Raw genomic sequence first — 22,416 nt, 5'->3', positions numbered from 1 at the left:
ATGCTCGAGCAAGTTATATTTTTTACAATATTATTAGGATTTTTGATTTCAGTCATTCTTTCTCCTATATTTATTCCTTTCTTAAGAAGGTTGAAATTTGGACAAAGCATTCGAGAAGAGGGGCCGAAATCCCATCTGAAGAAATCCGGGACACCCACTATGGGCGGTCTTGTGATCTTACTATCAATCGCAGCGACAACATTTATTATGATTGGAAAGTATGCAGAGCCTACTATCCATACATATTTATTAATCTTTGTAACCTTTGGATTTGGCTTATTAGGCTTTTTAGATGACTTTATTAAAGTAGCCTTGAAGAGAAACCTTGGGCTTACTTCTTTACAGAAATTAATTGGGCAAATCATCGTGTCTGTTGTTTTCTTTTTAATCTTACAACATTATGAATTTTCAACAGTGGTTTCCATTCCACTAACAGATTTCTCAATTGATTTAGGTTGGGGATATGTCCTCTTTATTATCTTTTGGTTAGTTGGCTTCTCTAATGCAGTGAACTTAACCGATGGACTAGATGGTTTACTATCGGGGACAGCTGCAATTGCTTTTGGAGCTTTTGCTGTATTAGCATGGAGTTTATCTCAACTAGAAATAGCTGTTTTTTCAGTTGCTGTTGTAGGGGCAGTATTAGGTTTTCTTGTTTTTAATGCCCATCCTGCTAAAGTATTTATGGGGGATACTGGTTCGCTTGCACTTGGAGGAGCGATTGCTGCAGTAGCGATTTTATTAAAACTTGAGATCTTGCTTATCATCATCGGTGGGGTATTTGTAATCGAAACCTTGTCCGTTATTTTACAAGTTCTATCATTTAAAACAACTGGACGAAGGATTTTTCGGATGAGTCCACTACATCATCATTATGAACTAGTTGGATGGTCTGAATGGCGTGTAGTCGTAACATTTTGGACAGTTGGACTGCTCTTTGCTGTCCTTGGAATCTATATCGAGGTGTGGTTGTAATTGAAGCAAATAAAAACATATACCCATAAGAAAATATTAGTATTAGGACTAGCCAAAAGCGGGGTGAGTGCAGCCTCGCTTTTACATCGGTTGGGGGCTTTTGTAACGGTTAATGATATGAAGCCATTATCGGAGAATCCAGAAGCACAAGGGTTGCTTGAGCAGGGGATTACAGTTATCTGTGGGGAGCATCCGATTGAATTAATGGATCAGGGATTCGAATTAATCGTTAAGAATCCAGGAATTCCATATCATAATCCAATGATTGAGCGGGCACTTGAAAAGGGTATTCCGATCATTACAGAAGTAGAACTAGCTTATCAAATTTCAGAAGCGCCATTTGTGGCGATTACAGGAACAAATGGGAAAACAACGACAACGACTCTTGTATTTGAAATGCTACGTGAAGGAAGAAAATCACCTCTAATTGCGGGAAATATCGGAACAGTCGCATCCGACGTAGCACAAGAAGCAACAGCCGAAAATATGGTAGTCATTGAACTATCTTCGTTTCAGTTAATGGGAATTGATCGTTTTAATCCGTTTATTGCGATCCTCACGAATCTGTATGAGGCTCATTTAGATTATCACGGGAATTTAAGTGATTATTGGAAAGCGAAGGCCAATATTACAAAAAATCAAACGGAAGATGAGTTTTTGATTGTTAACGTTGATCAAGAACAGGTCGTTGAATTAGCGAAACAATCGAAAGCACAGATCATTCCATTTTCCACGAAGAAAATTGTCGATAACGGTGCGTATGTGAAAGACGGGGCCATTTGGTTCATGGACGAAAAAATTATGGCTATGGAAGATATCGTCTTACCTGGGGAACATAATCTCGAAAATATATTATCTTCAGTGGCAGCTGCTAAGCTTTCTGGCGTAGATAATGAGGCGATATTTAAGGTGTTAAATTCCTTCAAAGGGGTTAAGCATCGTTTACAATTTATCGCAGAGAAAGAAGGACGAAAGTTTTATAATGATTCGAAGGCAACGAATATTTTAGCAACAAGCAAGGCGTTAGCTGCATTTAATGAACCAGTTGTATTACTTGCAGGAGGCTTAGATAGAGGAAATGAATTTGATGAATTACGTCCTTATTTGGAGCAAGTCAAAGCGCTCGTAACGTTTGGACAAACGGCTGGGAAAATAGAAAGAGTGGCGAGTGAGGCAGGAATAAAATCGATCATCCGTGTCGATAATGTTGAAAAAGCCGTACCCGCTGCTATTGAGCTGTCTAGCCCAGGAGATGTGGTGCTACTATCACCTGCATGTGCTAGCTGGGACCAGTATAAAACTTTTGAGGTTAGGGGAGACATTTTTATCGAAGCGGTGCATAAGCTTAAATAAGGGCTAGTCCAATTTCGTCTGTTTGGCATAACACAACTCGGCCCTTTAAACTTGCATTCGAGGTGGATAAATTGCCAACAAAAAGATCTACTCCTGACTTTATTCTTTTGCTCGTGACATTTGCTTTACTTGCTCTAGGTTTAATCATGGTTTATAGTGCCAGTGCGATTTGGGCTGATTATAAATTCGGTGATTCTTTTTTCTTTGCAAAAAGGCAAATGCTTTTTGCAGGGGTGGGGATTTTCGCTATGTTTTTTATCATGAATATTGATTACTGGACATGGAGAAAATTTGCAAAAGTTATTTTAATTGTCTGTTTTGTTCTGTTAGTGCTCGTTCTCATTCCTGGGATCGGAAATGTTCGAAACGGCTCGAGGAGTTGGATAGGAGTTGGAGCCTTCTCCGTTCAGCCATCCGAATTTATGAAGTTGGCCATGATTGCATTTTTGGCAAAGTATTTATCAATGAATCAAAAAAATATTACATCATTAAAAAAGGGGCTATTCCCTTCGTTAGGATTAGTATTTCTCGCTTTCGGAATGATTATGCTACAGCCTGATTTAGGGACAGGCACTGTCATGGTAGGTACTTGTATCGTCATGATCTTTGTAGCAGGTGCAAGAATCAGTCATTTTGTTGGCTTAGGTGTGATAGGACTGTTAGGATTCGTCGGTCTGATTATCTCAGCGCCATATCGTATTCAGCGGATCACGTCATTTTTAGACCCATGGTCAGACCCGCAAAATAGTGGCTTCCAAATTATCCAATCCTTATATGCGATCGGTCCTGGTGGGTTGTTTGGCTTAGGACTTGGTCAGAGTAGACAGAAGTTTTTTTACTTACCTGAACCTCAGACCGATTTCATCTTTGCGATTTTAGCAGAAGAACTTGGTTTCATTGGTGGTTCCTTTGTTCTGTTGCTTTTTGCCCTTCTTTTGTGGAGAGGGATAAGAATTGCCCTAGGGGCCCCTGACTTATTTGGAAGCTTTTTAGCCGTTGGGATTATTGCCATGGTTGCCATCCAAGTCATGATTAATATTGGTGTTGTGACAGGATTGATGCCTGTAACGGGAATAACCTTACCTTTCCTCAGTTATGGTGGTTCTTCCTTAACACTGATGCTCATTGCAATCGGAGTGCTTCTAAATATAAGTCGTCATTCGAGATATTAGTATCAATCAAAACAATAGTATAACCTCAAATTAGCCCTGTTTTCAGGGCTTCTTTCTATTTAGGCTACAATTAGATATTTAGCTTACAATTTAGTAAAATGATAATGAATGCACAATTATGACGATAACATTAAAAATAAATAACATTATCATGTTGTTATCTCATGATTCTTGATAATATAGTAGAATGGGTAAAGTGCAAAAAACACACTCTCCCTTGCTGGAGTTTACCAAATAGTGAAAACCAAGCTACTATTGATCCAGCTTTTAAAGATACCCAAGAGGTGAGAAAATGAGAATAGTTGTTAGTGGTGGAGGTACCGGGGGACATATATATCCGGCACTTGCCTTAATTCGAGAAATTCAAAAAGAAAATATAGAAGCTGAGTTCCTATATATTGGCACAGAAAAAGGCTTAGAAGAAAAACTCGTTCCAAGAGAAAATATTCCGTTTAAATCCATACATATAACTGGATTCAAAAGAAAGCTATCTTTTGATAATATGAAAACCATTTACCGATTTATAAAAGGGGTTTCCGATAGCAAAAAGATGCTCAAGGAATTTAAAGCAGATGTAGTCATTGGTACTGGTGGTTATGTGTGTGGACCTGTTGTGTATGCAGCTGCAAAGCTTGGCATACCAACAATTATTCACGAGCAAAATAGCGTCCCAGGATTGACGAATAAATTTTTAAGTCGTTACGTCAATAAAATAGCCATCTGTTTTGATGAGGCAAAGAATTTTTTTCCAAATGAAAAAGTCGTCTTTACTGGAAATCCACGCGCTTCAGAAGTGTTAGGGCAAGATGGTGTGAAGGGTAGATTGTCGGTCGGTCTAAAAACTGGTGAACCAGCTGTTTTGATCTTCGGTGGAAGTCGCGGAGCTAGACCGATAAACGAAGCTGTGATTAAATCACTTTCAGAGTTCGGTAGTAAACCGTATCAAATACTATACATAACAGGTGATGTCCACTATAACGAAGTCCTCAAAGAGGTGGAGTTAGTTGGAAATCCTGCTAATGTTGTCATTAAACCGTTTGTCCATAATATGCCAGAAGTATTAGCTGGGATTGATTTGACTGTTTCACGTGCAGGAGCAACGACATTAGCAGAATTAACGTCGTTAGGGATTCCTAGTATTCTCATCCCAAGCCCGTATGTCACGAATAATCATCAAGAGAAAAATGCACGCTCTTTAAGTGATCGTGGTGCAGCAAAACTACTATTAGAAAAAGAATTGACGAGTAAAAAATTAGTGGAAGAAATAGATCGTATTTTAATGGATGAGAAGCAATTAATGTCAATGAAAAAATCTGCTAAGGAACTTGGTATTCAGGATGCCGCACAACGTCTTTATAACGTTATGGAGGAACTGACTCGCTAAGTAACGGTGAAACATAAATCAAAATTTCTCAACACACATATATTGAATTAACTAAAAGCATGAAAGGGAGGTTAAGATGATCGAACTTAGCGCTAAATTGAGTGAACAAAACGTAGGAAAAGTGAAGGAAAACGAACCATTAGCTAATCACACTACGATAAAAATTGGTGGTCCTGCTGACCTTTTTGTTGAACCTTCATCCGTTGAAAACTTACAACTTGCGATGGAGCTTATTCGTGAATATAACGTAAACTGGAGAGCGATTGGTAGAGGATCCAATCTTCTTGTGTCAGACCAAGGAATTGAAGGGGTCGTCATAAAGCTAGGAATGGGGATCAATGAACTTGAAATCGACGGAACAAAGATAACGGTTGGCGGGGGATACTCTCTCGTTGCGCTAGCTACCCAAATCAGTAGAAAAGGCTTATCCGGACTTGAGTTTGCAAGTGGAATTCCTGGCTCGGTTGGCGGTGCTGTATACATGAATGCAGGGGCACATGGATCAGATATTTCAAAAATCCTTGAAAAGGCACTGATCCTTTTCGAAGACGGGAAGTTAGAATGGGTCTCGAATGAGGAAATGGAATTTTCTTATCGCACTTCTGTTCTTCAGAAAAAACGTCCGGGTATTGTGATAAAGACTATTTTCCAATTAACTGAAGGGGATAGAGATAAAATTTCTGCTGAGATGAAGAAAAATAAAGAATATCGAAAAGTGACTCAACCATGGGATTCCCCATGTGCGGGAAGTATCTTTAGAAATCCTTTACCAAATTACGCAGGCAAGCTTATAGAAGAAGCTGGATTAAAAGGCTATTCAATCGGCGGAGCAAAGATTTCTGAGATGCATGGAAATTTTATCGTGAATAATGGTGGTGCGAAAGCAGAAGATGTACTTTCACTTATTCAATATGTGAAGGACCAGATCTTTGAAAAATATCAGGTAACGATGGAGACGGAAGTAGAAATTATCGGACGAAAATAGTCCTTTTTCCCCCTTTTGCTGCCAATATTTATGGTATAATATAACACTATATAGAACCCTATTCATGTATTAAAGTAGGAATAACGGCATGTGTTATCGTGCCGTTGTTTTCTCTTTTTATGATGATATATGTGCTCGGCTTGGGCCATTCGATTTATATAAATACTAGATTTGGACAAGCCTTTTAAACACTAAGTAAATGGAAAAGAAAAATCGGGGTGAATAGGTTGGAAAAAGGGAAGATCGTTTCGCTAGAAGATCGCGTTCCTAAGTTAAAACAACAAAGACGGAGGAAGGCAAATAAACGCCTTATTTTTCTTTTGTTTCTGTTTTTTTTACTTATCAGTTGCGTCGTTTATTTCCAATCACCGCTAAGTCATGTAAATAAAATAAAGATTATGGGCAATGAAGCTTATGCTGAAGATAAGCTAGTTGCTATAAGTGGATTGACTAAGAATACGAATGTTTGGAAGATTAATGAAAAAGAGGTTGAAAAAAAGCTGGAGGAACTGACAGAGGTGAAATCAGCTACTGTTGCAGTTGAGTTCCCGAATAATATTTTGATTACTTTGAATGAATGGAAGCGAATTGCTTATATCATGAAGGATGGCCTCTTTTTACCGATTCTTGAAAATGGGGATATTTTAGAAGAACAGTCAGGGGCAATTCCTGTTAATTCACCTATTCTTCTTTCTTTTTCAGAAGGGAATGAGATGGAAGCGATGATTGACGAGTTAAATAAAATTCCAGTTGAAGTACTAAACTCCATATCAGAAATTCATCTCGATCCGAAAGAGACAGACCCTTATCATATTAAATTATTTATGAATGATGGATTCGAAGTAAGTGCATCGATAAGAAGCTTTTCTGATAAAATGGCCCACTATCCTTCTATTGTTAGCCAACTAGATCCAGAAATTAAAGGTGTTATTGATTTAGAAGTTGGATCATTTTTTAAAGCTTATGAATGGGAAGGTGCTGAAGAAGAGAATGAAACTGAAGGTGAAGGGTAAGCACGTCATTCTCTCGTTGGTCAGTCTAGTTTTAGGTTTTATCATGGCATTTTCATATCATTTCACGCAAAAAAATGATACAGATAAGGCAATAACGAATAATCAATGGGAGCGAGACATCGAATTACGTAATCAATTAATCGCTCAAGAGCAAAAAAATCGTGAGTTCCAAAAAGAATTGATTGAGAAGCAAGAGAAAGTTCGTGAGACGGAAGAAGAGTTGGCTCAGGAAGAGCAAGTCTTTTTTAATCTGGCAGAGGACGCAGAAAAATATCGAATGTTTCTTGGCAAGGTTCGTGTAAAAGGACAAGGGGTTACAGTAACATTAGCGGACGGTCAATATGACCCAAATGACGACAATATCAATAATTATCTTGTACATGAGCATCATGTCTTTAATGTTGTCAATGAATTGTATGTTTCTGGTGCTACAGCTGTTGCGATTAACGGACAGAGACTTTCGCACAACTCTTATATCGTTTGCAACGGTCCTGTCATAGAGATTGATGGAAATCCTCATCCTGCTCCGTTTGTGATTACGGCAATTGGTGAACCAGATGTTTTATCTTCTGCCTTGAATATTACAGGGGGAGTAAAGGACAGGCTTGTAAATGAAAATGTTGAATTCAAGTTAGAGGTAAACGAAGAGATTATACTTGAACCAACTCTAGGTTCGTAAAACTTTCAATGTTGTCCACAAGTATAGAAAGTTGGGTGATTCGGTGGGCAAAGGTAAAATAATCAGTTTTACACTGATCACGATGATCGTGGGATTTATGTTAGCCATCCAGTTTCAGTCTGTGCAAAAACCTGTTGTCAGAGACACCCGTGACACATGGGAATTAAGGGAAGCGTTGCAGAAGGAAATGGAATTACAATCGCGGCTTATTAAAGAAATACGCTCGAATGAAGAAAAGCTAGCGAACTATGAGACAGAACGAAAGCAAGGACAGGAGCAAACATTGCGGACAACGTTAGATGAATTGAAGGAAGAAGTTGGTTTAACGGATGTTACAGGACCGGGTGTGAAAATTGAAATTGACGTTATTGACAATGCGCTCATTTTTGATCAAAGTGAACAAATGCTTTCTCCGCAATTGTTAAGACGATTATTAAACGAAGTCAATATGTATGGAGCAAAGCATGTTTCAATTGGTGGACAACGGGTAATCAATACGACGGTGATTAGGGAAATTGCAGGTGAAACGAAAATTAACGGTCGTTCTTTAAGGAAATTCCCCATCGATATTTTAATCATTACTGAGGATATGAAAACTGCTAAAAATTTATATAATCGAATGCTCGTTTCCAATGCAATCGAGGAATTCTTTATCGATAATTTGAAAATGACAATAGTAGAGCCTCAACTTAATATTTCTATTCCAGCGTATGAAGACTCCATTAGAATTAGAAATATAGAATCAGTGAAATCGGATAAAGGAGGCAATTAGAAATGTGGCTTCCGGTATTGGGGCTAGTTGTAGGTGTTGTTTTAGGGCTTATGAGCAACATTAGTATCCCTGATCAATATTCCAATTACCTATCGATTGCAGTCCTTGCAGCTTTAGATACATTGTTTGGTGGAATCAGAGCGCACTTGCAAAATATTTACGATGAAAAGGTATTTGTCTCTGGTTTTTTCTTTAATATTGCTTTGGCTGCAAGTTTAGCTTTTCTAGGTGTGCATCTTGGTGTAGACTTGTACTTAGCAGCGGTTTTTGCATTTGGTGTAAGACTGTTTCAAAACATTGCTGTCATAAGAAGAATTTTAATCACAAAATGGTCTAAAAAATAGTCAACAAGAAAATTAGAAAAAATTCAATTTATTAAAAGGGAAAATATTAATTTTGCCGAATAATTTTATAGATAAGCTGTTTTTCTTTGATGATATTACTTCTAATGAGGAGCACAAATCAGTCTATCTATAAAATAGGGATGTGTTTCTTCTCTTTAATGGACGGCCAACGGTTGATCATTTATATAATCAAGAGAAAGAAATATAGATGGGATAGTATTGTTGTTCGAGAAAATTGAATCGCTTAAGAGGAGGTGCCAGTGAGAATGAACAGCAACGACATATATGTAAGTCTTGACATCGGTACATCCAGTGTAAAAGTTATCATTGGTGAAATGGTCAATGATGCTTTGAATATTATTGGAGTTGGTAACGTAAAGTCTGAAGGCTTGAGAAAAGGTTCTATTGTTGATATAGATGAAACAGTTCATTCTATTAATAGGGCGGTAGAGCAAGCTGAAAGAATGATTGGAATGGAAATAAGTCAAGTGATTGTAGGAGTAACTGGTAATCACGTACTCCTACAACCGTGCCATGGTGTAGTGGCGGTCTCAAGTGACAACCGGGAGATTTCTAATGATGATGTAGCAAGAGTTCTTGATGCTGCCCAAGTTGTCTCCATCCCACCTGAACGGGAAATCATTGACGTTATACCAAGACAATTTATCGTTGATGGACTTGACGAAATTACGGATCCAAGAGGGATGATTGGTGTTCGGTTAGAAATGGAAGGAACCATTATTACGGGTTCTAAAACAATCCTACATAACACGTTAAGATGTGTTGAAAGAGCTGGTTTAGAAATTTTAGATATCACTCTTCAACCATTAGCAGCAGGGGCATTTGCTTTATCAAAAGATGAGAAAAATCTTGGAGTTGCCCTTGTCGATATTGGTGGGGGATCCACTACAATCGCTGTTTTTGAAAACGGTAATTTAAAGGCTACAGGAGTCATTCCTGTTGGTGGAGACCATATTACAAAAGATATATCGATAGGACTTCGTACCTCTACCGAGGATGCGGAGAAAATTAAGATTAAACATGGACATGCTTATTATGATCATGCTTCTGAAGAAGATGCTTTTAGCGTACCAATTATCGGTAGTGATCAGCATCAACAGTTTAATCAGTTAGAAATTGCTGATATTATAGAGGCAAGAATGGAAGAGATTTTTGAATTGATCCAAGCAGAGGTTAGACGCCTCGGTGTACATGATTTGCCTGGAGGCTATGTATTAACAGGTGGAGTCGCTAATACTCAAGGCATTCTTGAATTAGCTCAAGTTATTTTTCAAAATCGAGTTCGTATTGCTATTCCTGATTATATTGGTGTTCGGGAACCACTCTATACGACAGCAGTGGGACTTATCAAATTTGCATATAAAAACGCAAAAGTGCAGGGGAGAAGTTTAAATAGTCAAGCAATCGTTTCAGAACCAAAGGAAAAACGTGTTCAAAAACAAACACAACCAAAAGCAAAAACGGAAAAACAACCTGAAGAAAAAATGACATCAAGAGTGAAGAAATTCCTTGGTTACTTTTTTGAATAGCTGAAAGTTATGTTCAGCTTAAACGATAGCTTCAAGTAAAACAAAACTTACTTGTAGAAGGCGGGATAAATAGTGCTATCAGGAATATCGACGAATTAGGAGGATTTGTCATGTTGGAATTTGATACTAATTTAGATTCATTAGCGACGATAAAAGTAATTGGCGTAGGTGGCGGCGGTAACAATGCAGTGAACCGAATGATTGAACATGGGGTTCAGGGTGTTGAGTTTATTGCTGTAAACACAGACGCTCAAGCTTTAAATCTATCAAAAGCAGAAGTGAAAATGCAAATAGGAGGAAAGCTAACCAGAGGTCTTGGTGCTGGGGCAAATCCTGAAGTTGGAAAAAAGGCAGCAGAAGAGAGCAAAGAACAGCTTGAGGAAGTCCTTAGTGGTGCTGATATGGTCTTTGTGACGGCTGGTATGGGTGGCGGAACAGGTACAGGTGCTGCACCAGTTATTGCCCAAATTGCTCGTGAATTAGGAGCTTTAACCGTTGGGGTTGTGACACGTCCTTTTACCTTTGAAGGTAGAAAGCGTCAAAATCAAGCGGCAGGCGGTATTCAAGCGATGAAGGATGCCGTTGATACATTAATCGTAATCCCGAATGATAGATTGTTGGAAATTGTTGATAAGAGCACACCAATGCTTGAAGCATTCAGAGAAGCCGATAATGTATTGCGTCAAGGGGTACAAGGTATTTCTGACTTAATCGCAGTACCTGGACTTATTAACCTTGATTTTGCTGATGTGAAGACGATCATGTCGAATAAAGGTTCAGCACTAATGGGAATCGGTGTTTCTGCTGGTGAAAATCGTGCAGCAGAAGCGGCGAAGAAAGCTATTTCTTCACCATTATTAGAAACATCTATTGATGGTGCACAAGGTGTCCTCATGAATATTACAGGTGGTTCTAACTTAAGCTTATACGAAGTTCAAGAGGCAGCTGATATTGTTGCAACAGCTTCTGACCAAGAGGTGAATATGATTTTCGGATCCGTAATTAACGAAGATTTGAAAGATGAAATTGTCGTTACGGTCATTGCAACAGGTTTTAATGAGGAAGTTGCTCAGCCAAAATCATTCCGCCCAACAGTAAATCAAGCAAAACCAACAAACTCTTTTGAAAAACCACGTAGAGAGGTTAGAAGAGAAGAGGAAGTTCCAGAGCCAACAAGAACAGTAAGCCAACAAGAAGATGCTCTAGATATTCCAACGTTTTTAAGAAATCGCAATCGTAGAAGATAATTGCAAGAAGAAGGAAAAAGCATGATCCGAAAATGGGTCATGCTTTTTTTGCGTCAAAAATTGCGAATCAATATTCCCTCTTAAGATGCTTGCAAATTATCCAATGTGAAAATAAGAAAAACTGACAAAATCCGAACGAATATGTGAAAATTACTGCTTTTTTATTTCATGAAGTGACACACTTTCATCATCAATGTACGCTATACTTTTTCGTAACAGATTAGTAGAGAAACAGTAAATGAGAATTACCTTAGTGATAGAGAAAAGGGGGAGAGCAGTTGACCATCTATTTAGATGTCATTTGGGCATTAAATTTTCTGTTCGATACCCTTCTTTTATCTTTAACAGCTATCATTTTGAAGAGGAAGATTCAAAAATATAGGTTATTGCTCGGTGGGTTGATTGGTTCATTCATTATTTTATTATCGATTACGCCATTAAATGCCTATTCGGTCCATCCGATGACCAAATTATTTTTTTCTTTCCTTATGATTCTTACCGCTTTTGGTTATAAGCGATTACGTTACTTTCTAAGTGGTGTATTTACCCTTTATTTAGTGACATTTCTTGCTGGAGGGGCTCTAATCGGTACTCACTACTTTATCCAATTTGACTTTAATTTAGCTTCAAATGTGGCATTAGGTAGTATAAAAGGGTTTGGTGATCCGATTAGTTGGCTTTTTGTTCTAATCGGGTTTCCGCTCGCATGGCATTTTTCCAAGACGAGCATTGATAGGATTGAAGTGACAAAAATTCAGTATGAGAAGATCGTTGATGTCACGGTTAAACTAGGTAACTCCAATATGAAGATCAAAGGGCTTGTAGATAATGGGAATCAATTATATGATCCAATTTCGAAAATGCCTGTTATGTTTGTTTCAATAAAAAATCTAATGGAATTACCTGAGGAAATAACAAAGCTGGCGACAGATGCAGAAAGAATTATATTAGGTGAAATAGAATTGGAATCGGATGTGAATTTTAATTTGAGAATTATTCCTTATAAGGTAGTCGGACAAGAGCATCAATTAATAATCGCCGTTAAACCAGATGAAATTTTAATTGAAACGGGAGGAGAAGTAGTGTTAGTAGATAAAGGCTTGGTTTCATTTACTACTCAGGAGCTATCCTCTGACGATGCCTTTAGGTGCATCGTCCATCCTAAGATGTTAACAAGTTGTAAGAGTAAGAGTTCATCGAAAGTGAGTTAATATATTTACTCTTGAATGATTGAGTATGTTGCGTTATGAAAACAAAACAGCTTTAAAAAAAAATAAACATAATTTAGAAGGAGGACAACAGATGAAAAGATTGAAACTTCGCTTATCCTACTATTGGTACAAACTATTAATCAAATTACGAATTAAAACGGATGAAATCTATTATATAGGTGGAAGCGAAGCTCTCCCTCCTCCCTTAACGAAAGAAGAAGAAGAGCTATTATTACAAAAGCTCCCAAATGGAGATATGGCTGCGCGCTCTATTTTAATTGAACGGAATTTACGTTTAGTTGTCTATATTGCAAGAAAGTTTGAAAATACAGGGATTAATATTGAAGATTTGATTAGCATTGGAACCATTGGTTTAATCAAAGCGGTTAATACATTTAATCCTGAAAAGAAGATTAAGCTCGCTACATATGCATCAAGATGTATCGAAAATGAAATTCTTATGTACTTAAGAAGAAATAATAAAATTCGTTCAGAAGTATCTTTTGATGAACCACTTAATATCGATTGGGATGGCAATGAACTGCTTTTATCTGATGTTCTAGGAACAGAGGATGATATTATTACAAAAAATCTTGAGGCGACTGTAGATAAAAAATTATTATTAAAAGCATTGCACCAGCTATCCGATCGAGAAAAACAAATTATGGAGCTCCGTTTTGGACTTGGAACCGGTGAAGAAAAGACACAGAAAGATGTAGCAGATATGCTGGGAATTTCTCAATCATATATTTCTCGCTTAGAGAAACGAATTATTAAAAGATTAAAGAAAGAATTTAATAAAATGGTGTGAATAATTCGAATTAAAAAACATCTAAAGGTTGAAGGGGGAAATTTTTAAAATAAAACACTACTAGGAAAAGGTTTTCTGAGGATAATGACTCTTTTTCGCTTTTCCTTGTCCTGATCGAAAGTGCATATTTTTCCTTCTCAAGGAGATACTGTTTTTTGTACAGCAACTCCTGTGAGGAGGGAAAAGAATTGACTCGAAATAAAGTTGAAATCTGCGGTGTTGACACATCTAAACTTCCAGTGCTTAAAAACGATGAAATGAGAAAGCTATTTAAAGAAATGCAGAGTGGGGACATTTCCGCACGTGAAAAACTCGTTAATGGAAATTTACGACTAGTATTAAGCGTGATTCAGCGTTTTAATAATAGGGGCGAGTTTGTTGATGACCTCTTTCAGGTAGGATGTATAGGTCTTATGAAATCTATTGATAACTTTGATTTAGGTCAAAATGTCAAATTCTCTACTTATGCTGTTCCGATGATCATTGGAGAGATTCGGCGCTATTTAAGAGATAATAATCCCATTCGTGTTTCTCGTTCATTAAGAGATATCGCTTATAAGGCACTTCAAGTACGAGAGAAACTAATGAGTGAAACGTCAAAGGAACCAACAGCGGCAGAAATTGCGAAGGTTCTCGATGTTCCGCATGAGGAAATTGTCTTTGCTTTAGATGCAATTCAAGACCCAGTATCCTTATTTGAACCAATCTATAATGATGGGGGAGATCCTATTTATGTGATGGATCAATTAAGTGATGAAAGAAATAAAGATATTCAATGGATTGAAGAAATCGCTCTAAAGGAAGGCATGCGAAGATTAAATGAGAGGGAGAAACTAATCCTAAGGAAGCGCTTCTTCCAAGGGAAGACGCAGATGGAAGTTGCTGAAGAAATTGGCATTTCCCAAGCACAAGTATCCCGTTTAGAAAAAGCAGCCATTAAACAAATGAATAAAAACATACAAAGCTAAGCAAAGAAGCTGCCAAAATAGGCGGCTTTTTTGCTGCGATTTAATCTTTTTCCGCCTCCTTCCGATTCTGTTCATTATTTGCCCACCTTGTTTCATATACATAGAAGGAGAAATCGTAGGAGTTGATATCCATGATAAGAATATCTGAATTTCAAATGAAAGATGTTGTCAATATATCAGATGGAAAAAAGCTTGGGAACATTGGAGATATTGATATTAACTTAAAAACAGGTAAAATTGAAGCGATCATTATAACGGGTGCCGGTAAGGTTCTGGGCTTTTTTGGGAAAGATGAAGAAGTAACGATTTCGTGGAAGAATATATTAAAAATTGGTGAGGATGTCATATTAGTTCGTTATAAGGATATTCCAGAAATTAAATATCTTGAAGAATAGAAAGTAAGCAAGCTTTGGCAGAAAAGCCATTTTATACTGTGACCTCAGAGTTATCTATGTTAAACTAAAAAAAACAACATGAGGTATTGAAGTATGGAGCCGTTCTTTTTAAGGAATGAACAATTTTATTTGATTGAAGGTTGGCGATCTGATTCTCTTGTTGCGGGATTCACAAGTAAAAATGGGGGAGAGAGTTCAGAGGATTTTTTATCGTTAAATCTAGGATTCCATGTAGAAGATAACATAAAAACAGTCTGCCAAAATCGTGAGACAGTTTCTCAATTGCTTGATTTTCCATTGGAAAATTGGGTTGGTGCTGAACAAACCCATGATATACAGATTGTAAACATTCAAAAGCAAGATAGAGGAAAAGGTGCCAGTCAATACAAAGATTCCTTTAAGCATACAGATGGCTTTTTTACAAAAGAGTCTGGTGTTTTGCTCACTCTTTGTTTTGCTGATTGTGTTCCACTCTATTTTTATGCGCCGCAACATCATGCAATTGGAATCGCCCATGCTGGCTGGAAAGGGACCGTGAAAGGAATCGGGAAGGAAATGATGCAGTTGTTTCATACCGAGCAGATCACTGCCGATGAGGTGTTCGCTGTGATCGGGCCTGCCATTTGCGAAAAATGTTATATTGTTGATGATCGAGTTATCGATTTAGTTCAAAATATACTAGAAGATGTCGAAGAAAAACCATATAATTTAATTAATGACAATCAATATCATCTGAATCTTAAGGAATTAAATCGTTTAATCTTACTTCAATCAGGAATTCCAGCCGAGAATATTCAAGTATCGAATTTCTGCACAAGTTGTCATAAAGAACAATTTTTTTCACATCGACGGGATGAAGGAAAGACCGGTCGTATGTTAGGATTTATAGGTTGGAAGGAGGATATTAAAACAATCGATGAAAGTAACAGACAATTTAGCAGCAATCAATGAACAAATTCATGAAGCATGTCACCACGCTCATCGTGATCCTAAAGAAATTAAGATTGTTGCTGTTACAAAATATGTATCTATTGAGAGAGCAAAAGAGGCGATTGATGCAGGAATTACTCATTTAGGTGAAAACCGTGAAGAAGGGTTAAGTGCTAAATGGGAGGTTCTTGGGGACAAGCCGAAATGGCATTTCATCGGTACTCTTCAGTCACGAAAGGTAAAGAACATTATTGATAAGGTTGATTTTATCCACTCGCTCGATCGAGTATCTCTAGCTGCTGAAATCGATAAAAGGGCTAAAAGGAAGATCAAATGCCTTGTTCAGGTAAAAACATCGGAAGAGGAATCAAAACATGGTCTAGTTCCAAATGAAGTACTCTCATTCATTCAACAATTAGGTGATTATTCGAATATAGAGGTTGTTGGTTTAATGACGATGGCGCCGTTTACTCAAGACGAAAAGTTGCTACGACATTGCTTTCGCACACTAAAAGAGTTACAACAGGAAATTCAAAATCAAAAATTAGAATATGCTCCTTGTCATGAGCTTTCCATGGGAATGTCTAATGATTTTACAATCGCGATTGAAGAAGGAGCAACAATGATTAGAATTGGTACCGCATTAGTCGGTGAATAAAGAGGTGAAAAACATGAGTATAAAATCAAAATTCAAAACATTTTTTTTCCTAGACGATGAATATGATTATGAAAATGAAGAGCCGTATGAGGAGCAATCTGCACCACCGGCTAGATCCCAAAAACATCAACAAGCTACTCAGAAGCAAAATGTAGTGAGCTTGCAAAGTGTGCAAAAATCATCTGCATCGAAAGTGGTTCTTGTGGAGCCTAGAGTGTATGCAGAAGCTCAAGATATTTCTGACCAATTGAAAAATCGCCGCGCAGTTGTTGTCAATTTACAAAGAATTGATCGTGAACAAGCAAAGAGAATAGTCGACTTCTTAAGTGGTACTGTGTATGCTATAGGGGGAGACATCCAAAAAATCGGAACCGATATTTTCCTTTGTACACCTGACAACGTAGAGGTTTCTGGAAGCATATCGCAAATTTTACAAGAAACGGAATATGAAGATACGAGGTGGTAGTGGTTGCTTACAACGATTTTTAGTATTTTGGTTCAACTAATTTCCATTTATTCATGGGCGTTAATTATTTATATTTTGCTCTCTTGGTTTCCTAATGCGAGAGAGTCAGCCATTGGACAATTTTTAGCAAGAATATGCGAACCTTATTTAGATCCTTTTCGTAGAATTATCCCACCGCTTGGGATGATCGACATTTCACCAATTGTCGCTATCTTGGTGTTGCGATTTGCTACAAATGGATTGTGGCAGCTTTACTCTTGGATCATTTAAATAGCTTGAACAAATACTCATATGAAGATGTAAAAGGGGCTTGTACGAATCCCCCTTTTTTTCATTAACTCCAGGTGATGACATGAATATTTATCAGCATTTTCGCATCGAAGAAAGAGAATTCATCGATCTGGCTTTGCAATGGATGGAATATGTTGAACAAACGTATAGCTCCAAGTTAACCGATTTTCTCGATCCGAGAGAGCAACAGATTGTCCAGGCAATTGCAGGAAGTCAGTCTGAAATTCAAGTTGCTTTTTTTGGTGGACAAGAAAGTAATGAACGTATGCGGGCTCTCATCTATCCAGATTACATGCAAGTAGGAAAAGATGATTTTCAGATTCGCTTAATTGAAGTAGAATATCCAGTGAAATTCATTACCATTGAGCATCCACAAGTTCTAGGAAGTTTGATGTCTCTAGGGTTGAAAAGAGGTAAATTTGGTGATATTCTCATTCGCGATGAGCAAATTCAATTTTTGGTAGCAGAAGAAATTTGTGATTATGTGACATTGCAGCTTACCCAAATTGGGAAAGCTTCAGTTACATTAAAAGCCTTACCTTTAGAAGAAGGATTAACCATGGAAGAGCAATGGCAAGAATTGACCTCAACTGTTTCTTCTCTTCGGTTAGACACCGTTTTAGCTGCAATGCTTAATCTTTCTCGGCAGAAGTCACAAGAATTAATTAGAAGTAAAAGGGTGAAAGTTAACTGGACAATGATTGAAAATCCTTCCTTTGAATGTGGGATGGCTGATATCCTATCTGTAAGAGGTTTTGGTCGCTTAAAATTAATTGCCATTGAAGGAAAAACAAAAAAAGATAAGTGGCGAATCGTTGCCGGCAAGCAAAAATGATGATCTTTGCCTAAATTTTTTTACAAATGATGCAGGAAAAAGATAATAAATGTCGAATAATTGCTTGTATATACATACTAACTATACAGAAATATGGAGGTGGCCTTCATGCCATTAACACCTTTAGATATACATAACAAGGAATTTAATAAAGGGTTCCGAGGTTATGATGAAGATGAGGTAAATGAATTTCTTGACCAGGTCATTAAGGATTATGAAATTATTATCCGTGAGAAAAAGGAATTAGAAGAAAAATTAAATGATCAGAAAACTCGTCTAGGCCATTTTTCTAATATAGAAGAAACATTAAATAAATCGATTGTTGTGGCCCAAGAAGCAGCTGAGGAAGTTAAACGCAATGCGCAAAAGGAAGCGAAGCTGATTATAAAAGAAGCGGAGAAAAACGCTGATCGAATAGTCAATGAGTCTTTATCAAAGGCCAGAAAGATTGCTTTAGAAATTGAGGATTTAAAAAAGCAATCAAAAGTATTTCGGACACGCTTTAAAATGCTCATTGAGGCTCAATTAGATCTTCTCAATAATGATGATTGGGATCACCTCTTACAGTACGAGATTGATGCAGCTGAATTGAAATCTGCTGAAGAAGAAGATTCAATGGCTTGACGTTTAGCGGTAAAAGAGAATATAATACGAAAATAAAACATATTTCATACAATGAGAGGGACAAGTACAATTTTTCATAAACTTACTGTAGCGAGTCGAAGATGGTGAGAGTTCGACGTAGACGGAAAATTGGAAATCACCCTTGAGTACCTAGTTGAACAATTTCTTTGAAGGTTCCTTCAGGAAATAAGTAGGCATAGGCGAGTTATTCACGTTACGAACATAGAGCGGATAGTTTTTCTATCTACTAGGGTGGTACCGCGGGATTTTAAACCTTCTCGTCCCTTTTGGGGATGAGAGGGTTTTTTTGTGTTTGCAAACGCCTCAACTTTATGCCTTAAAATGCGAAAATAGGTAATACTGTATGATTAGTGAGGTAGGACTTGTAAGGAGGAAGGAAAATGGAATATAAAGATACGTTATTGATGCCGAAAACAGAGTTTCCAATGCGAGGAAACTTACCAAAAAGAGAACCTGAAATGCAAGAAAAATGGAATGAGATGGACATTTATAAAGCCGTACAGGAAAAAACAAAAGATCTCCCCATGTTTGTTTTACATGATGGCCCTCCATATGCAAATGGTGATATTCACATGGGGCATGCGCTAAACAAAATTTTAAAGGATTTTATCGTTCGCTATAAATCAATGAGCGGGTTTAATGCTCCATATGTACCAGGATGGGATACGCATGGATTGCCAATTGAGCAAGCCTTGACGAATAAAGGGGTTAAGCGTAAAGAGCTTACTGTAGCTGAATTTAGAAAGCTATGTGAAGAGTATGCTTATCAACAAATCGACAGTCAAAGATCGCAATTTAAACGCTTAGGAGTGCGTGGAGATTGGGAAAACCCATATATCACATTGAAGCCAGAATATGAAGCACAGCAAATTAAAGTGTTTGGAGAAATGGCGAAAAAAGGATATATCTATAAAGGATTGAAGCCGGTTTATTGGTCTCCATCAAGTGAGTCCGCACTTGCTGAAGCAGAAATTGAATACAAGGATAAGCGTTCAGCTTCAATTTACGTGGCCTTTGATGTGAAAGATGGCAAAGGAGTGCTCGATACAGATACTCAAATTATCATCTGGACGACTACACCGTGGACGATTCCAGCAAATCTTGGGATCACGGTTCATGCTGACTTGAATTACGTAGTGGTAGAAGTGTCAGGTAAGAAATATGTCATTGCTGCTGAGCTTTTAGAGTCTGTATCAAGTGAACTTGGCTGGGAAGATGCTTCCGTTGTTAAAACGGTAAAAGGAAATGAGCTCGAATATATTGTAGCAAAGCATCCGCTATATGGTCGTGATTCGCTTGTAATGCTTGGTGATCATGTCACTACTGATGCTGGTACAGGTTGTGTCCATACGGCACCAGGACATGGGGAAGATGACTTCCTAGTTGGAAAAAAATATGGTTTGGATGTGTTAAGTCCTGTCGATGACAAAGGGGTATTCACAAATGAAGCTCCAGGATTTGAAGGGTTATTTTATGATACTGCGAACAAACCAATTACAGAAAAGCTGCAAGAAGTTGGCGCATTACTGAAGTTGAATTTTATTACCCATTCCTATCCACATGATTGGAGAACGAAGAAACCGGTAATTTTCCGAGCTACGGCACAGTGGTTTGCTTCCATTAAAGATTTCCGCCATGAGCTTTTAGAAGCTGTAAAGGAAACAAAATGGGTACCTGCTTGGGGAGAAACTCGTCTCTTTAATATGGTAAGAGACCGTGGCGATTGGTGTATCTCTCGTCAACGTGTATGGGGAGTGCCGATTCCAGTGTTTTATGGGGAAAACGGAGAACCGATCATTACGGATGAAACAATTAATCATGTATCCAATCTATTCCGTGAAAATGGCTCAAATATTTGGTTTGAACGGGAAGCAATTGAGTTACTTCCAGAAGGGTTTACCCATGAGTCTAGTCCAAATGGCAAGTTTACAAAAGAAACCGATATTATGGACGTATGGTTTGATTCAGGCTCTTCACATCAAGCAGTGTTAGAAGAGCGAGAAGACTTGCAACGCCCTGCAGACCTTTATTTAGAGGGTTCTGACCAGTACCGAGGTTGGTTTAATTCATCATTATCAACAGCAGTTGCGGTTACAGGTAAGGCACCGTACAAAGGGGTATTAAGCCATGGCTTTGTCCTTGATGGGGAAGGGCGAAAAATGAGTAAATCGATCGGAAATGTCATTATCCCTGAAAAGGTAATGAACCAACTCGGGGCAGATATTTTACGACTATGGGTATCTTCTGTTGATTATCAAGCGGATGTGAGAGTATCTGATGCGATTTTAAAGCAAGTAGCTGAAGTTTACCGTAAAATCAGAAATACCTTCCGTTTCTTATTAGGGAACCTTGCAGACTTTAATCCAACAGTGAATGCTGTTGCCTATGAGGATCTACGAGAAGTGGATCAATTCATTTTAGTAAAATTAAATCAGTTGATTAAAAATGTTCGAAACGCTTATGAAAATTATGAGTATGCTTCCATTTATCATGCGATTAATAATTTCTGTACGCTTGATTTGAGCGCCTTCTACTTAGATTTTGCGAAGGATGTCCTTTATATCGAAGCACCGGATAACAGAGAGCGTCGTGCGATACAAACGGTTTTATATGAATGTTTAATCCATTTAACGAAATTAGTGACACCGATTCTTCCACATACGGCAGATGAAGTGTGGAGCCATATTCCAAATGTAGAAGAAGCAAGTGTTCAATTAACTTCTATTCCAGAATACAAAGAGCTTGCAAATGGGGAAGCTTTAGTTGAGAAATGGACAGCATTTATGGATGTCCGCGATGATATTCTAAAAGCGTTAGAAGAAGCAAGAAATGCTAAAGTTATCGGAAAGTCATTATCAGCAAAAGTGAGCCTATATGTTAATGCATCAACAAAAGAATTACTTGATTCCATTTCTGAAAATCTACAACAGTTATTTATTGTTTCAGGATTTGAAATTGCAGGTACGTATGATGCGGCACCTGAGAATGCTCTCAAGTTAGAGCATGCAGCCATTGTTGTATCAAAAGCAGATGGTCAAACATGTGAGCGCTGCTGGGTCGTGACAACTGAAGTTGGTCAAGTGGAGGAACATCCAACTCTTTGCCCACGTTGTGCAGAAGTAGTAGAAAATCATTATAGCCATTTAAGCTAAATCAAAAAACTCCCTCTAGATAGTTGTCTTAGGGAGTTTTTTTATGGAATCTTTTCCAATTCTAAAAGGAGATGAACCTTTTTTATACTTGCTTTATACAATACAGAAAGGGGAAAAAATATTCCAAGATCGTAAAAGCTTGTTCACCTTGTCAAATGTTTGTCTGTGTCAGATTGTCAAGTATGGCAATACTAATGGCAATAACAAAGGTTTAAAATGCTTAAAAAATTTGCAGAGCGGAGGGGTAGATATGGTTGCCAATCAACAAAAGCTCTATTCAGAACTCCGTATGATTCGTAATGAATTATTAGAAAGTCTTAATAAAAATTCAAGTATTAAACCGCTGATCGAGGACGAGCTAAGGGATATTGAAGAAACACTCGGAAAAATGGAATCAGGGACATTTGGTTTTTGTGAGAGTTCTGGGGAAATGATTCCAGATGATTATTTATCTATTGTACCGACAATTAAATCAATTGATGATGTAAATGAAATCAGTAAATATTATTGCAAACCAATCTACCATTAGCACCAATAGCTATCGTTTTTATGAGTTGTATGCTAAAATGCAAAGGTAACA

23 protein-coding genes and 1 other annotated feature are annotated in these 22,416 nt (G+C 37.7%); all 23 genes read left to right on the top strand.

What is annotated here, in order from left to right; translation table 11 throughout:
• Complete coding sequence (mraY, locus tag BMSHG_RS02625) at positions 1–975, top strand: phospho-N-acetylmuramoyl-pentapeptide-transferase (RefSeq protein WP_019152878.1); 975 nt, start codon at positions 1–3, stop codon at positions 973–975.
• A complete protein-coding gene (gene murD, locus BMSHG_RS02620; RefSeq protein WP_019152877.1) occupies positions 976–2,328 on the top strand; it encodes a UDP-N-acetylmuramoyl-L-alanine--D-glutamate ligase in 1,353 nt (450 codons plus the stop codon).
• Between the two features lie 71 nt (positions 2,329–2,399).
• Positions 2,400–3,500, top strand: coding sequence for a stage V sporulation protein E (gene spoVE / locus BMSHG_RS02615; RefSeq protein WP_019152876.1), 1,101 nt, complete (start codon positions 2,400–2,402; stop codon positions 3,498–3,500).
• A 292-nt stretch (positions 3,501–3,792) separates the two neighbouring features.
• Positions 3,793–4,884, top strand: coding sequence for an undecaprenyldiphospho-muramoylpentapeptide beta-N-acetylglucosaminyltransferase (gene murG, locus BMSHG_RS02610; protein WP_019152875.1), 1,092 nt, complete (start codon positions 3,793–3,795; stop codon positions 4,882–4,884).
• Positions 4,885–4,960: 76 nt separating this feature from the next.
• Positions 4,961–5,869, top strand: coding sequence for a UDP-N-acetylmuramate dehydrogenase (gene murB, locus BMSHG_RS02605; RefSeq protein ID WP_019152874.1), 909 nt, complete (start codon positions 4,961–4,963; stop codon positions 5,867–5,869).
• Positions 5,870–6,096: 227 nt separating this feature from the next.
• Positions 6,097–6,882, top strand: a complete 786-nt coding sequence (locus BMSHG_RS02600) for a cell division protein FtsQ/DivIB (protein ID WP_019152873.1) — start codon at positions 6,097–6,099, stop codon at positions 6,880–6,882.
• Entirely contained in the window at positions 6,860–7,561 is a 702-nt protein-coding gene (locus BMSHG_RS02595) for a DUF881 domain-containing protein (protein ID WP_019152872.1), read from the top strand. The genes BMSHG_RS02600 and BMSHG_RS02595 overlap by 23 nt, the downstream gene beginning before the upstream one ends.
• A gap of 43 nt (positions 7,562–7,604) precedes the next feature.
• A complete protein-coding gene (locus tag BMSHG_RS02590) occupies positions 7,605–8,333 on the top strand; it encodes a DUF881 domain-containing protein (protein WP_019152871.1) in 729 nt (242 codons plus the stop codon).
• A 2-nt stretch (positions 8,334–8,335) separates the two neighbouring features.
• Complete coding sequence (locus tag BMSHG_RS02585; protein WP_019152870.1) at positions 8,336–8,677, top strand: small basic family protein; 342 nt, start codon at positions 8,336–8,338, stop codon at positions 8,675–8,677.
• Positions 8,678–8,943: 266 nt separating this feature from the next.
• Entirely contained in the window at positions 8,944–10,227 is a 1,284-nt protein-coding gene (gene ftsA / locus BMSHG_RS02580; protein WP_019152869.1) for a cell division protein FtsA, read from the top strand.
• Positions 10,228–10,337: 110 nt separating this feature from the next.
• Positions 10,338–11,474, top strand: a complete 1,137-nt coding sequence (gene ftsZ / locus BMSHG_RS02575) for a cell division protein FtsZ (RefSeq protein WP_019152868.1) — start codon at positions 10,338–10,340, stop codon at positions 11,472–11,474.
• A gap of 278 nt (positions 11,475–11,752) precedes the next feature.
• The gene (spoIIGA, locus tag BMSHG_RS02570; RefSeq protein ID WP_019152867.1) at positions 11,753–12,685 is read left to right on the top strand and encodes a sigma-E processing peptidase SpoIIGA; all 933 of its coding nucleotides are present in this window, start codon (positions 11,753–11,755) and stop codon (positions 12,683–12,685) included.
• Between the two features lie 91 nt (positions 12,686–12,776).
• Positions 12,777–13,496, top strand: a complete 720-nt coding sequence (gene sigE / locus BMSHG_RS02565; RefSeq protein ID WP_019152866.1) for an RNA polymerase sporulation sigma factor SigE — start codon at positions 12,777–12,779, stop codon at positions 13,494–13,496.
• 188 nt (positions 13,497–13,684) lie between these two features.
• A complete protein-coding gene (gene sigG / locus BMSHG_RS02560) occupies positions 13,685–14,464 on the top strand; it encodes an RNA polymerase sporulation sigma factor SigG (protein WP_019152865.1) in 780 nt (259 codons plus the stop codon).
• Between the two features lie 131 nt (positions 14,465–14,595).
• Positions 14,596–14,859, top strand: a complete 264-nt coding sequence (locus tag BMSHG_RS02555) for a YlmC/YmxH family sporulation protein (RefSeq protein WP_019152864.1) — start codon at positions 14,596–14,598, stop codon at positions 14,857–14,859.
• A 93-nt stretch (positions 14,860–14,952) separates the two neighbouring features.
• On the top strand, positions 14,953–15,810 hold the full coding sequence (gene pgeF / locus BMSHG_RS02550) for a peptidoglycan editing factor PgeF (RefSeq protein ID WP_019152863.1): 858 nt from the start codon (positions 14,953–14,955) through the stop codon (positions 15,808–15,810).
• Positions 15,776–16,447, top strand: a complete 672-nt coding sequence (locus BMSHG_RS02545) for a YggS family pyridoxal phosphate-dependent enzyme (protein ID WP_019152862.1) — start codon at positions 15,776–15,778, stop codon at positions 16,445–16,447. The genes pgeF and BMSHG_RS02545 overlap by 35 nt, the downstream gene beginning before the upstream one ends.
• A 13-nt stretch (positions 16,448–16,460) precedes the next feature.
• Positions 16,461–16,913 (top strand): cell division protein SepF, encoded by a 453-nt coding sequence (locus BMSHG_RS02540; RefSeq protein ID WP_019152861.1) that lies wholly within the window; start codon positions 16,461–16,463, stop codon positions 16,911–16,913.
• A 3-nt stretch (positions 16,914–16,916) separates the two neighbouring features.
• Positions 16,917–17,183 carry a YggT family protein gene (locus BMSHG_RS02535; protein ID WP_019152860.1) on the top strand — a complete coding sequence of 89 codons (267 nt, stop codon included), beginning with the start codon at positions 16,917–16,919 and terminating at the stop codon, positions 17,181–17,183.
• A gap of 82 nt (positions 17,184–17,265) precedes the next feature.
• Positions 17,266–18,039 carry a YlmH family RNA-binding protein gene (locus BMSHG_RS02530; protein ID WP_019152859.1) on the top strand — a complete coding sequence of 258 codons (774 nt, stop codon included), beginning with the start codon at positions 17,266–17,268 and terminating at the stop codon, positions 18,037–18,039.
• Positions 18,040–18,147: 108 nt separating this feature from the next.
• Positions 18,148–18,663, top strand: a complete 516-nt coding sequence (locus BMSHG_RS02525; RefSeq protein WP_019152858.1) for a DivIVA domain-containing protein — start codon at positions 18,148–18,150, stop codon at positions 18,661–18,663.
• Positions 18,664–18,705: 42 nt separating this feature from the next.
• Positions 18,706–18,952: a binding site (T-box leader), on the top strand.
• A 112-nt stretch (positions 18,953–19,064) separates the two neighbouring features.
• Positions 19,065–21,836, top strand: coding sequence for an isoleucine--tRNA ligase (gene ileS, locus BMSHG_RS02520; RefSeq protein WP_019152857.1), 2,772 nt, complete (start codon positions 19,065–19,067; stop codon positions 21,834–21,836).
• 43 nt (positions 21,837–21,879) lie between these two features.
• A complete protein-coding gene (locus tag BMSHG_RS26990; RefSeq protein ID WP_019152856.1) occupies positions 21,880–22,365 on the top strand; it encodes a TraR/DksA family transcriptional regulator in 486 nt (161 codons plus the stop codon).
• Positions 22,366–22,416: the final 51 nt, after the last annotated feature.

The organism is Robertmurraya massiliosenegalensis JC6, assembly GCF_000311725.1.
GTDB lineage: Bacteria > Bacillota > Bacilli > Bacillales > Cytobacillaceae > Robertmurraya > Robertmurraya massiliosenegalensis.
The sequence above is the reverse complement of the archived record's forward strand: the minus strand, read 5'-3'. Positions and strand labels throughout refer to the sequence as shown.